This is a genomic window from Portibacter lacus, assembly GCF_021533215.1.
GTDB classification, from domain to species: domain Bacteria; phylum Bacteroidota; class Bacteroidia; order Chitinophagales; family Saprospiraceae; genus Portibacter; species Portibacter lacus.
In genome coordinates, this window is sequence record NZ_JAJNKA010000022.1 from 1 (window position 1) to 13,100 (window position 13,100).

11 protein-coding genes and 1 pseudogene are annotated in these 13,100 nt (G+C 33.3%); all 12 read left to right on the plus strand.

The window, feature by feature from the left end:
- Window positions 1–583 precede the first annotated feature (583 nt).
- The 12 genes and pseudogenes from L2586_RS23430 to L2586_RS23480 all read left to right on the plus strand — a co-directional run bounded on the left by L2586_RS23430 (window position 584) and on the right by L2586_RS23480 (window position 13,094).
- Window positions 584–1,852 carry a thrombospondin type 3 repeat-containing protein gene (locus L2586_RS23430; RefSeq protein WP_235295437.1) on the plus strand — a complete coding sequence of 423 codons (1,269 nt, stop codon included), beginning with the start codon at window positions 584–586 and terminating at the stop codon, window positions 1,850–1,852.
- A 795-nt stretch (window positions 1,853–2,647) separates the two neighbouring features.
- Window positions 2,648–2,836: pseudogene (locus L2586_RS24905) on the plus strand (type II toxin-antitoxin system HigB family toxin); the annotation flags it as partial.
- 1 nt (window position 2,837) lies between these two features.
- Complete coding sequence (locus L2586_RS23435) at window positions 2,838–3,284, plus strand: helix-turn-helix domain-containing protein (RefSeq protein WP_235295438.1); 447 nt, start codon at window positions 2,838–2,840, stop codon at window positions 3,282–3,284.
- Window positions 3,285–3,387: 103 nt separating this feature from the next.
- Window positions 3,388–4,428: a ligand-binding sensor domain-containing protein gene (locus tag L2586_RS23440; protein WP_235295439.1), complete on the plus strand. Its 1,041-nt coding sequence runs from the start codon at window positions 3,388–3,390 to the stop codon at window positions 4,426–4,428.
- A 439-nt stretch (window positions 4,429–4,867) separates the two neighbouring features.
- Window positions 4,868–5,866, plus strand: coding sequence for a hypothetical protein (locus tag L2586_RS23445; RefSeq protein ID WP_235295440.1), 999 nt, complete (start codon window positions 4,868–4,870; stop codon window positions 5,864–5,866).
- Window positions 5,867–6,739: 873 nt separating this feature from the next.
- Window positions 6,740–7,462 carry a DUF6090 family protein gene (locus L2586_RS23450; RefSeq protein ID WP_235295441.1) on the plus strand — a complete coding sequence of 241 codons (723 nt, stop codon included), beginning with the start codon at window positions 6,740–6,742 and terminating at the stop codon, window positions 7,460–7,462.
- A 96-nt stretch (window positions 7,463–7,558) separates the two neighbouring features.
- Window positions 7,559–7,897 carry a hypothetical protein gene (locus L2586_RS23455; RefSeq protein ID WP_235295442.1) on the plus strand — a complete coding sequence of 113 codons (339 nt, stop codon included), beginning with the start codon at window positions 7,559–7,561 and terminating at the stop codon, window positions 7,895–7,897.
- Window positions 7,898–7,976: 79 nt separating this feature from the next.
- Entirely contained in the window at window positions 7,977–8,726 is a 750-nt protein-coding gene (locus L2586_RS23460) for a hypothetical protein (protein ID WP_235295443.1), read from the plus strand.
- 775 nt (window positions 8,727–9,501) lie between these two features.
- On the plus strand, window positions 9,502–11,064 hold the full coding sequence (locus L2586_RS23465) for a serine hydrolase (RefSeq protein ID WP_235295444.1): 1,563 nt from the start codon (window positions 9,502–9,504) through the stop codon (window positions 11,062–11,064).
- Window positions 11,065–11,224: 160 nt separating this feature from the next.
- A complete protein-coding gene (locus L2586_RS23470) occupies window positions 11,225–11,791 on the plus strand; it encodes a dihydrofolate reductase family protein (protein ID WP_235295445.1) in 567 nt (188 codons plus the stop codon).
- A gap of 2 nt (window positions 11,792–11,793) precedes the next feature.
- Entirely contained in the window at window positions 11,794–12,114 is a 321-nt protein-coding gene (locus L2586_RS23475; RefSeq protein WP_262914219.1) for an ArsR/SmtB family transcription factor, read from the plus strand.
- Window positions 12,111–13,094: an SRPBCC domain-containing protein gene (locus L2586_RS23480; protein ID WP_235295446.1), complete on the plus strand. Its 984-nt coding sequence runs from the start codon at window positions 12,111–12,113 to the stop codon at window positions 13,092–13,094. Before L2586_RS23475 ends, L2586_RS23480 begins: the two co-directional genes overlap by 4 nt.
- Window positions 13,095–13,100 lie beyond the last annotated feature (6 nt).

Below are 13,100 nucleotides of genomic sequence, written 5' to 3' on the forward strand. Positions count from 1 at the left end.
CACATTCTTAGGGGGTCAAACCGTAAGAATGTTATTAACATTCTTCTACTTTTGAGGGGTCAAACCTCAAGAATCAGAGGGGTCAAACCGATAGGAATCGAGGGGTCAAAGGTGCAGGAATATGCAACTGAGATCAAAGCAAGTATGAATCAGAATTATTATAAATTGAATAACTTTTAAACTTGTCACTTCTTTGTTTTTATTGTACTTGTAAGTTTTCAATTGACATATACAAGCTCGGTGTACTAAATAAATTCTTGACTATCAATGGATTTATACGTAACTTAGATAAAATTAAATAGCCTAAAATTTAATTATGTAATAAAAACTTACAAAATGCCAAAAAGATCACCATAATCTGAGTTGCAATACCATCAAATTTCTGCCGCTGAAAATGATATGACGGAAAACTCTTCAGAAAATTCTAACAGTTTATAGCCACCTCAGTTCAAACCTGAAGTAAATACAACGATTCCTTCTAATGCAGTTCAAATGGAAAGCAGAATCAGAAAGCAGTCACATTGACTCTAATTATAGATCGATTTATAAACTAGTACAACTGAAAACCACTAACCTTTCATTTATGAAAACATTTCTTGCTCTTGTGATCGTCTTTACTTGTTGGGAATTCTCTTTAGCTACAACGTGTCCTACGACCATCTTTTTGAACCAAAGTGATATTGACGATTTTATCATTTCTGGCTGTGATTCTGTCAGTGGAAATATTCAGATTGGTGAATTTATTTCAGACATCTCTTTCCTTTCTCAGGTGAAATATATTAGTGGTAATCTCACCTTTGAAAATTTTATCATAGTAGAAGGACATTCAGCTACTAATGTAGTTCGATATATAGGAGGCGATTTAAACTTCTTATATGAAACAACATTAGGTGAAGAACTCACCTTTAATTCACTTGAATATATAGGTGGCAGTCATGTTTTACTTTCTCGCGGATTAGATACCATTACGGGTTTTAACGCTTTAAAGCGTATTGGTGGTAATCTCAATTTCATAGGTGGTGGTACAGAGGCTTTTGTAGGCTTTCAGAATTTACAACATATAGGTGGATCATTCGAGATTTCTAGTCAACCTACTACGGATATCAGCGGGTTCAAATCTTTAAGGCAAATAGATGGACCATTTACAATGTCGTCATTACCTATTGTCAATCTTTTTGGCCTAAAGAGACTGAAATTTATGTCGGAAATCAACGTTTTTGACTGCCCAAATCTAATCAATATCTTTGATCCGTTTAATGAAATCGAAATCATATCGGAAGCTGTTTTGATTCAAAATAACCCGAATTTTAGGCGTATTAATCTTCCCAGGATTAAAGAGATACGAGACGAATTCGAAATTAATCTCTGCCCATCTTTTCTAGAATGTTGTCAATTAAAAATTTGGCAAAGTCAGGGAATTGTAGGTATGGTTGTACTTTCTAACAATGGAGCTAACTGTAGCAATGGTGGTTCTATTCAGTTTTGTTTTAATGATAATGATCAGGATGGTTGGGCTTTTGACGTCGATAATTGCCCATACGATGCAAATTTTGACCAATCTGACATTGACCAGGATGGCATAGGAAATGCATGTGATAATTGTGTCTTTACACCTAATAGCAATCAAGAAGACAGTGATTTTAATGGAATCGGAGATGCATGTGAAACAAGTCCATCTACAAATATTGGTATTAATACTACGGATCCTAAAGCATCATTACATATAACTGGCAGTTTATTTATCGATGACTTGAATGGATTGGTAATCAGAGGAATAGATTCGACATGCTATCGTTTGACTATTGATTTGTTAGGCGCTTTGAAGACACAGCAAATTGTGTGTGACGAGTAATAACATTTTCTGGATGACAACATTTGATAGCATTAGTGTACCAACTGCAGTGCTATAATTATCAAAATAATATCATTTGATTGGTAATTAATCTAACGTCGGTAACGACGTATACCTGATGTTATCTCTCAGAAAAAGGTTTACATTTCCACTCTTGAGTTATGCGTGTTTGATTTGAAAATTTACACGTATAAAGAACGAGTCTTCTCAACACACACAATATCTTCAACGATGTAATGAATTTAAATGATGCATGATCAATTGTTGGAAAATTCAAAGTTATCGTTGAATCAAGATCGCTAATGATAAGGTTATTGATTTAGCCTTGTACGATCTTAATTTCAAAGATTTTGAAGATGGAATTCAGTACTACACAGTATTAGCATTAAAAGCCAATTTCATAATTTCAAGAAACCTAAATAAAAGACTTTAAATATTCAAAAATACCTGTGATGAGTCCAAAAGAATTCCTAGCCAAGAGAAAATCCGAGAGATAACATACCATGCAGAATGAAGAACTCCTATCGTCGTTCCTCAGCTTATGGCTATATCGTAGTGTGCAAGCTGAAAAATAGCACTTACTCTGAATCTTCAAACTATTATTCCTGAGTTATTGTTTCAGTTACTGAAACTTTTACTATTTTTGGATTGATGAGAATAAGACGAATCAAACAGCATAAAATAACAAAGTATGTATTCAAGAATTAGAATAGTAAGAAATATTTTGAAGAATGTTTGATTAAACTACAACATGCTGACTGGTCAAACCCTAATGATATCTAACAAACTTATAATTCGGCTGATATTCTTGGTAAAAGTTCGAGCTGGATAGTATGTATTATTGGAGGAAACCATTATAGAATGATATGCAAATTCCATTTTAGCAAGACAAAAGTCCATCTATTAATTATGTGGATTGGGACGCACGCGGAATACACGAAATTATTCGATGGTGATTTACAATACACAATTAAACTATACTAACATGTCAACAGAATTGAAATATAGTATCATTAAAACTGAAGATCAATATTATAAGTATTGTGACGTCCTTGAAGAATTGGTATTTAATGAAAACGTTTCCAACGAAGATGAAATCGAACTTTTGACTTTATTGATAGAAAAATGGGATAAAGAAAATTATGAAGCTCCAACTTCTGATCCAATTCAAATCCTCAAATCTTTAATGAAAGATCACCAATTAAAGGCAAAAGATTTGGCAGAAATACTAAAGCTTTCAAAAGGAACCGTTTCCAAAATTCTAAACTACCAAACTGGTCTTTCAAAAGGAACAATTAGAATACTGTCCAACTATTTCAAATTAAGGCAAGAAGCGTTTAATAGACCTTATAAATTAAAAGTTCCAACCAATAAAGAAATTACAAATGCTGCTTATAAGAATACCAAGAAAAAGATCAAACAAACAGCCTAAGAGGCTCTACATAACATGCTGCGAAGACGATCATGCCTCCTTCGTCGTCTCGAAGCATATCCTCTTAACGTTCTCTGCAACCTAAAAAAACAAAAACAAAATAATGAACTTTCTGATTTCAACATTGACTTTACTTCTCTTTTTTTCTTGTGACGGACAGCAACAGAAGTCTGTTGAATTAAAAGAACCTAAAGTTTATACGAGTGCTGACATTGTTACAAGCAGTTTAATAGACAAAAATGGAAACCTATGGTTTGGGACAACAACCGAAGGACTCTATAAATATGACGGAAAAAAATTCACAAATTTTAATGAAGATAAAGGTCTTTGTTCTAATCAAATTTGGAGCATTATAGAAGATGACAAAGGGATAATCTGGCTGGCAACAAATAAAGGATTGTGCAAATACAATGGCAAGGTGTTTACACAAATTTCACTTCCCTACGTTGACACAAGTAGCGAATGGTACAAAGATATTTACCCAACGGTCAACCCCAATCAAGCCAATTCAATAATTCAAGACAATAATGGAATATTTTGGATTGGAACTTCAGGTGGTGGTGCTTACCAATATGACGGAACAACATTTGAGAATATTTTAGCTGAGAAAGGCAGAAAATATGAAGACAGTCTTCATCACAATGTCATACAAAGCATTATACGGGACAAAATTGGAAACATTTGGTTTGCTTCAATGAGTAATGGCGGAATAACAAAATACGATGGCGAAACATTCCAAGAGTTCAAAACGGAAAGTGGATTAAGTGATAATATGGTCCGTTATCTCTATCAAGACCAAGAAGGGAATATTTGGATAGGAACAAATGGAAATCGAAATGGTGGATTGGATAAGTTTGACGGAAAAAACTTTAGAAACTTTAATGAAAGTAATGGTTTGTGCAGTAATAATGTTACCGTTATATTCCAAAGTTCAGACGGAATAATTTGGTTAGGTAGCGATAGAGAAGCTCTTTGCTATATTGAAAATGGAAATTTCAAATCTTTAGACAAATTATCAGGAATTTCGATAAGGACAATCATAGAAGATAATGATGGGAATATTTGGTTCGGCGGCAGAAAAGGAAATTTGTGGAAATATGACGGAGAGAAATTGACAGACCTAACCCAATTGAAAAATGAATAAAAGGCAGCAGCTAACTATGTATATAAAATATAGGCGAAACATCAATCAAGTCAAGAGCTTTGCTTCGTATCAAAATTTGTGATTAACTGAAAATTTTGTGCTTCGAAATCGCCTACTTTTCATATACTAACCGTTAAATCAACCAAAAAAACCGATATAAAAAAATACAGATTGACTCTAATTAATTATCTATTCAGCAAGATGGAGAGCATACCATTGGTTGTTTATCTCAAGAGTAGCAGTAGGAAGATATACTGCTGTACAAGAAATTGGAGATGGCATTTGGAATGTATATTATCGTAATGTACTTTTAGGATACTCCGATGAAAAGCAGTTTGTCGAGAAAGAACAATATTTAAGCTTAACAAGATTAAAAGTGTGAACGATGTCCCCGAAGACGTGTGAATTATCTCCCTTATAATACATAAAAAGAAAGAAAATGAATAATTTTATAAAAGTACTGACTCTTGTTCTTTTAACTCATGTAGAAATCCTTGGTCAAGGTAACATAGACAAATTAAGTTTTGAAAAAGCAATGGTTGAAGTGGGTGGAGATAAGGCATTTATAATAATCGGAGAAGCTCATGAGGTAGGTGGAACCTATGAATTAGAAAATTACGTAATTTCAGAAAAAGCAAAAGAAGGTTATCAAAGTATATTGTATGAAGGAGGAGTTTCAGAAGCAACATTAATAAATTGGTATTTAGAGAGTGGAGATGTATCTGTGTTGAACTATACAAGAGCAAGAGGAAAAAACTATAGGGAATTCTTAAAGTCAATTAGACATGATAGTCTTGGAATAAGATTCAAAGGAATTGATTTTGAGAGAGGTGTATGTTTGGAGTATTTATTTGCAAGCTTATTTGGAAACCTAAAGAATACTCAAATAGATGCCTTCATAAATAAATTAAAGGAAATTGATAGTAAAACATCGCCAAATAAAATTAAAAATATATTGTTATCTGCGAAATCAGAATATTATAAAAACGAAGACCTGATTAAAGAAGTTATGGGCCAAGGCTCAAAAGTAATAAAACAAATATTGGATAATCCAGTATTTCAAGCTGATTTTGGTATAAGCTCGAAAAAACGTGATATCGGTATTCTGAAAAATCTATTGGAAATACCAAATGAAGATTTGTCCAAATCAATATTGATAATTGGGAGCAATCATATTACAAATGAGAAGCACTTTTGGAAAGCCTTTTCTAATCAAAAAAAAGAAGAAATAGAAGGTGTAGTTATTTTACTTGCGTATAAGAATTGTACAAACTATATAAGAAGGAAGAAGTATGATTCTTCAAAACCTCTAATTAATTATCTTGAAGAATACGATTCGACAGAGAAATCAATAAAATTTAAAGTAATAAGAAATAAGCAAATGGGACTGCTTAATGAAGAGAATAAATTGATAATTGCAGAATTAAGAAATCAATAAAGCTGCTTATAAAGCATACAACGGTCATGCCCAGTAAGCATTTTGAAATGGTTATTTCTGTTGGAGAAAAACATCATAAGTCCAAATAGTAGTATTTAGTCATAAATATATAGTATGTGAAAAGGACTTTCACTCTTAAACCTCTCACAGAACCTTACCCTGCTGGAAGGCGTAAAGGTAGCGAAAATCTTAGCTCATAACTTCCTTTAAACTCGTGGCATGTTTATCTAAATGAGTCAACTATTGCTGATGCAATCTTAGATTGAATTGTCCCGAAAACACATAGAATTGATCTTAAAGGGGAAAGCCTCAGAAACAGATCTAAAATAAAATTGTAAATTTAAAAAGGGAGGTATCCACATAGGGGGTCAAACCTCAAGAACTAGGGGGTCAAACACATAGGAATAAACAGATAGGTTGATTGATCACTATAACACATCGGAATTCGACCAAATCCTAAACGAATTAAGGCATAAAACATCCTGGGCAATAGAATGTTTTAAGGGACTTGAAGTTTCTAATCAAAATTTAAAATTGGGACTCGAATACTACCTTGAGGGAGATTATCCAAATCTTAAGAAAATCAAGTCGTTAAATTATTATATGAAGGATGATTAAATAAAAAATTTTAAAAAAAAAATAACGAAAGCCAAGTATCAAAATTCCATATTGACCTAAATGCATTAAAATTAGCTCTAATAAGAGCCTTATATTATTTTTATACAACAAGAGCTATAATAACAGCTCACATCAAATAATTATTTCTCCTGCATCATGATGTAGCACAAATCAATACATTGTCTATCTTTAAATAATATGCTACTTTTTGCACGGTCTGACGTTGTGATTTATTAAAAAAAACCAAAATAATCAATGATAAAATTCTTTAGGAAAACTCGGCAAAAGTTGCTTATAGAAGGCAAAACTAGAAAGTACATTAAATACGCAATTGGCGAGATTTTACTTGTTGTCATTGGTATTTTGATTGCATTGCAGATTAATAACTGGAATGAAGTTCAAAAGGGCAAAATGAAAGCTACCACTATTTTGAAAGAAATTCGTTCGGATATGATTAAAGATTTAGAGTTAATCGAAGAATTAAAACCTTATTGGGGAAGAGAGATTATGTACTTTAAAAAGGTTTTACCTTCATTTAATCCTCGAATAGAAATAACTCCCTTTGAAGGCTTTGATACTATTAGCAAAATATCTTATTCGGAATTATTTGGATATGATATGCCCTTTCGGTCAAGCACAAGTGCCTACGATGCAATGATTGCTGATGGCAATTCTGACCTTATAGTAAATGACACTTTATATTCAAATATTCAAAGGTTTTATACTTTTAATGCACCTACCAATGAGAATCTATTTGAAATCTTGAGGCAGGAATCATCTGATATAAATTATAAATATGCTCATATATTAGCTTATAAGCCATATAAAAACCTAAGTGACTTAACGGATGAGTATTTAATTGCTGATCTTAATATTTATTTTCAATCAAAGAATTTTTATTATTGGAGAACATTTGTCATAAACCAGGAAAGCCTCAAGGACATTATTTCTCAAATTGACAAAGAACTGGAACAATAACTGAATAAAAAATATCGAAAGCACAACAGTATGCATGAGTGAATATTTCGTTATCGCTCATACTTACCATGCGCTTGGACGTTGTAAACAATTAGAATGAAAAAACTGAAGCTTCCAAATATGGACAGATTGTTAGGGTTAAGTGCTATCCTTTTGAGCTTGTGCACCCTAATTGTCTTTTTTTACCAAACGAATCTGATTCGAAAGCAGCAATATATGTCTGTTTATCCTCATTTAGAAATTGGACATAACGGAATACACTCTGAAGAATATACATTTACAATTGAAAATAAAGGTGTTGGACCTGCTATAATAGAAACATTACTGATTGGAAAAAACGGAGAATTGATAGAACAGGATTTTGTGATGTTTTTACGTAAAGAAATTAGTGAAACCGAAAATCTAGAAATGGAATTTTCCAATCACTTGACTTAAAAAAGAAAAGCCTTTGCCATGCCACTGTCCATACAAATTGATAGGTTGTGCTTCATTAAATTAGCCAAAATAACCAATGATGAAATTCTTTAGAAAAATTAGACAAAAGTTTTTCTCTGAAAATAAATTCAGTAAGTATTTACTTTATGCTCTTGGAGAAATCTTACTTGTCGTGATTGGAATTTTAATTGCCATTCAAGTAAGCAATTCGAATCAAGTACGGATAGAACAAAATACAATGAATTCCTACTATACGGAGCTTTATACTACATTAGAAGCTGATATCAAAGAGCAAAATGAATCCATAGATCAATTAAACGCTTTAGCAAATGATTTAATGCGTTGCTTAGAGATCATAAATGCGAAAAAAGAAGATCATATCGATGAATTTAAAGCCAAGATCGGTTCTCTAAATACCGCTTATGCTAATGACTATTCGATGGAATTGTTTGACGAATTCATGAACAAAGGATACTTATCTAAAATTGAAGACCCACAACTTAAACGTCACTTTGAAAGTGTGAAAATTGGATTGATTAGAGGTAAAAATTGGGATGAAGTGCTGGATAGTGATTATGTAAACAATGTAAGTCCCTTTATACAGCAAAACTTAAACTATGGTGATTTTAATTTGCCAAGTTGGTTATTTAATGAAAATGATAGACCTAAAGGTGGGCCTAAAGTTGATTACAGCAAATTATTTCATAATCTTAAAGTTTGGAATGCTATTTATGGAAGATTAATTTATTTAAAATCCACTATTAAAATGAATAATGGTATGCTGAAAGCGCTCGTAGAATTAAGAACAGCGCTTTCTGAAATCAGTTAATTATCATGAAATTCATAAATAAAATAACGCAAGTACAAAATCTTGTCATATAGTCACCAACGTTATCGCTATAAAAGCTGATGTACACCAACCGGTTTCCTTCATTATGGTGACCTTATCGACCTAATTCAACTTTGAATGAAAATAGCTTTAATAAACCAAATCTATTTAGGAACTTTAGATTATCTTAAAGTGACTTGAAACTTCAATTGGAAAAAGTAGATGCAGCCCAAACCTCTTAATTAGATACGTTAATACAAATTATTAGACATGAATACTACATTAGTTTAAACGGTGTAAGAGAATTAGGTGAAACAACATTTAAGTCGTTAGAATCAACTGGTACGATAGACTTAATAGGGAATGATTTGGCTATTAATGTACAAAATTATTACACGGATAGAGATTTAAATATTGGTGCTCTAAATATCAATTTGTAAATTTATTATAATTTATTGGAGGCATTTATGCTTAAGTAACCAAACGATACATTTGCTATTCAAGGGTATCTTCAAGAAGACTATTGGGAGAGTGTAGATTTAAAAAACGCTTTATGGAATGTTTAATGGTCTTTTAACTATTCGAATATTTTATTTTAAATGTTACAGTGAAACTGACAGGCTCGATTTACTTAGAAAAGTGCAGACGAACCTAGAGATTTTAAAACTAAAAATAACAAAAGCACAACAATAAATATAGAGTAATAGCTTTTTCATCGCAACCACTCTTATTGCATATCACTGAACTCTTAACCTCAATCAATACTATGAATGCTATGAATAAAATTATTTTTCTGCTTCTCTTAATGCCATTCGCAAGTTTTTCTCAGCGTATGGTATCATCCGAATTTATTGATTCGTTAGTCAAAGTATCCATGAATAAGTTCCCTCAGGCAGGTGTCGCTATTGGAGTTATTCAAGATGGTGAAATCACTCATTTAAAAGGGTACGGAATTGCCTCCAAAAACTCAAATACTTTGGTAGATGAGAGCACGTTGTTCGCAATTGCTTCCAACAGCAAAGCATTTACATCCACAGCTTTAGGAATACTAGTTGATCAAGGCAAAATAGCTTGGGAAGACAAAGTGATCGACCACATTCCTGAGTTTAGAATGTATGATTTTTACGTAACTGCTAACTTCACGATACTAGATCTGCTAACCCATAGAAGTGGACTTGGTTTAGGTGCAGGAGACTTAATGTTCTTTCCTGATGGATCTGATTTTACAATTGATGACGTTATTGCAAGTTTTAAATACCAAACTCCTGTTTCTGATTTTAGAACTAAATATGATTATGATAACCTTTTATATATGGTAGCCGGAGAAGTGGTTCACAGAGTGAGTGGTCAGAGCTGGGACAACTTTGTACAGGACGTAATAATGGCAGAATTAGGAATGAACAGTTCTGTTGGACTTTATCAAAACATTGCCAATAATCCGAACGTAGCTTTTCCACACAAAACGGAAAATAACGAGATAATAGAAATCGGAGCATACTCCAATAATGGTGGTGGTTTTGGTGCAGCGGGAGGAATTTATTCTAATGTTACGGACATGAGTAAATGGGTTCTAATGCATCTGAATAATGGCTTGTACGGAGAAAGTTTAAACGATACTTTAATTTCAAGAAGCAATCATAAAGAGCTGTGGAAGATTCATACTATTATCAATTCCGATCCAAGAGGGTGGGGCGTATATAGCAGTCATTACACGGGTTATGGACTTGGTTTTTTAATTCAAGATCAAGGAGGATATAGCGTTATTAATCACTCTGGTGGTTTACCAGGGATGTTATCTATGGTGACAATGATTCCAGAATTGAATGCTGGTATTATCGTCCTTACCAATTCTGCTCCAGGAGGTTTAAGCCTAATCACGCTTACGAATGAGATAAAAGATGAAATTATCGGAGCAGAAGAATTCGATTGGTTAGTTTGGGCAGAAGAGCGTTTGGCACATTCCGATGCTGAAGCTGAAGCCGTCGTTAACGCAGTTTGGGAACAAGTTGAAAAGTCAAAAAAAATTAAAATAGATTTTAGAAATTATATAGGCCGTTATAAAGACAATTGGTTTGGCGAGGTTGTCATTTACGAAAAAGACGGTGATTTGTGGTTCAAATCTCTTAGGTCGCCAAAATTGGAAGGTGAAATGAAATTTTACAAGGCGAATACATTTGCTATTGCTTGGGACTACCAAGACATGGATTGTGATGCATTTATATCCTTCCAGTTAGATGAAAATGGGAATGGATTATCGGCTACAATGAAGGGGATTTCTCCAGCGATTGATTTTAGTTTTGACTTTCAGGATCTAAATTTGATAAAAATTATAGAGTAATCTAGGTCTCTTACTATACATTGTTAAGAACACACTGCTGAAAAATATTTCTTTTCCTCATTAAAATTTAAACAAAAAAATCTAGGAAAAAATTGCGAAACTGGAAAGTTGCACGTATGTTTGCAACCGATTGGTTTCGTAAATGAATAAAACTTGAAAAATGAGAAAATTGAAATTACAAGTCCAAATGACCATAGACGGGTTTATTTCTGGACAAAATGGAGAAATGGATTGGATGAAATTCCCTTGGACAGAAGACATTTTAAACTATGTACGAGAGCTTACTGAACCTGTAGATACAATAGTTTTAGGTAGAAAATTGGCTGAAGGATTTATTCCACATTGGGAAAATGTTGCTAAAGATCCCAAGAATCCAGAGTATGAAGGCGGTGTTAAGTTTGCTTCAACACAAAAGATTGTATTCACCAAAACACTTGACAACTCAGTTTGGGAAAACACTGAAATTGCTAAGGGTGACTTGGTCGAAGTAATTACTAGTTTAAAGAATATGCAAGGCAAAGATATTATAGCTTATGGTGGTGGTGAGTTCGTTTCTGCACTCATTAAAAACAAACTTATTGATGAGTTACATTTATTTGTTAACCCTTCTGCCATTGGTAACGGAATGCCTATTTTTAAAGAGTTGTCCGAAATGCAAAAATTTAATCTTGATGATGTCCAAAAGTTTGATTGTGGGATTGTTGCAATGGTTTATAAACCAATATAATTATGCGTAGAGACGTTTTTCAAGCAATTGCGGACCCAACAAGACGAGCCATAATTATGCTTTTGGCTGTTGGTGCATTGACACCCAATGCCATAGCTGAAAATTTTGATTCAAGCAGACAAGCTGTTTCAAAACATTTGCGAATCCTTACGGAGTGTGAAATACTCACACAAGAGCAAAAAGGCAGAGAAATTCATTATCACTTAAATGCAGGCAAGATGAAAGACCTAGAAAAATGGCTGGAGCAATTTAAACAGCTAATGGCAAAACGCTTTGACCAATTAGACACCGTTTTAGAACAATTAAAATCAAAAGGAAAATGAACCCAAACTTAAAATTTGACTTCATAGTTAATAAAGAAAAGAACATTGTCAATGTGGAACGCGAATTTGCTGCAAACCTTGAATTGGTTTGGGAAGCTTGGACAAATCCTGAAATTCTTGACTTATGGTGGGCACCTAAACCCTATAAAACAAGAACAAAATCTATGGATTTTCGTGAAGGTGGAACTTGGCTGTATGAAATGTACAATTCCGAAAGTGAAAACCCGCAAGAATGTCATTGGTGTAAAAATGATTATATCAAAATTGCACATCAAAAAATGTTTTCGGGTTTAGACGCATTCTGTGATGAAAACGGAGTAGTTAACCAAAGTATGCCCAGAACCCAATGGACGAATAAGTTTAAAGAAGATGGAGAAAAAACACTTGTGACCATTACTGCCAAATACGAGAGCCTTGCTGATTTAGAAAAAATTATCGCAATGGGTTTTAAAGAAGGCTTTACTATGGCTATGGAAAACCTAGACCAGTACATTGAAGCACAATTTAACCTCCGTAAACAAAATAAATCAAACAATAAGGCAAGAGTAACAACTTACTTAAACTTCGCAGGTAATACGGAAGAAGCTTTCAATTTTTATAAATCTATTTTCAAAACTGAGTTTATAGGTAAAGGCATTGAACGTTTTGAAGATGTGCCTGCAAGTAGCGAGAATTGGCCTCCCGTTGCCGATAACGTTAAGAAAATGGTTTTGCACGTTGAACTTCCAATAGTTGGTGGGCATATATTAATGGGCACAGACGCACCAAAAGAAATGGGCTTTACATTGACAAGTGGAAACAATATGCATATTTGTCTTGAACCCGAAACAAGAGAAGAAGCCGATAGATTATTCAATGAACTCTCTGTTGGGGGTAACATTACAATGCCAATGGCAGATATGTTTTTTGGTGCTTACTTTGGAGGATTTACGGACAGGTTTGGTATCAATTGGATGATTAATTACATAAGCAAAGAATAATGAGAT

Coding starts and splice junctions, on each gene's coding strand:
- L2586_RS23430 (WP_235295437.1), top strand. CDS start 584: ATGAAAACATTTCTTGCTCTTGTGATCGTCTTTACTTGTTGGGAATTC.
- L2586_RS23435 (WP_235295438.1), top strand. CDS start 2,838: ATGTCAACAGAATTGAAATATAGTATCATTAAAACTGAAGATCAATAT.
- L2586_RS23440 (WP_235295439.1), top strand. CDS start 3,388: ATGAACTTTCTGATTTCAACATTGACTTTACTTCTCTTTTTTTCTTGT.
- L2586_RS23445 (WP_235295440.1), top strand. CDS start 4,868: ATGAATAATTTTATAAAAGTACTGACTCTTGTTCTTTTAACTCATGTA.
- L2586_RS23450 (WP_235295441.1), top strand. CDS start 6,740: ATGATAAAATTCTTTAGGAAAACTCGGCAAAAGTTGCTTATAGAAGGC.
- L2586_RS23455 (WP_235295442.1), top strand. CDS start 7,559: ATGAAAAAACTGAAGCTTCCAAATATGGACAGATTGTTAGGGTTAAGT.
- L2586_RS23460 (WP_235295443.1), top strand. CDS start 7,977: ATGAAATTCTTTAGAAAAATTAGACAAAAGTTTTTCTCTGAAAATAAA.
- L2586_RS23465 (WP_235295444.1), top strand. CDS start 9,502: ATGAATAAAATTATTTTTCTGCTTCTCTTAATGCCATTCGCAAGTTTT.
- L2586_RS23470 (WP_235295445.1), top strand. CDS start 11,225: ATGAGAAAATTGAAATTACAAGTCCAAATGACCATAGACGGGTTTATT.
- L2586_RS23475 (WP_262914219.1), top strand. CDS start 11,794: ATGCGTAGAGACGTTTTTCAAGCAATTGCGGACCCAACAAGACGAGCC.
- L2586_RS23480 (WP_235295446.1), top strand. CDS start 12,111: ATGAACCCAAACTTAAAATTTGACTTCATAGTTAATAAAGAAAAGAAC.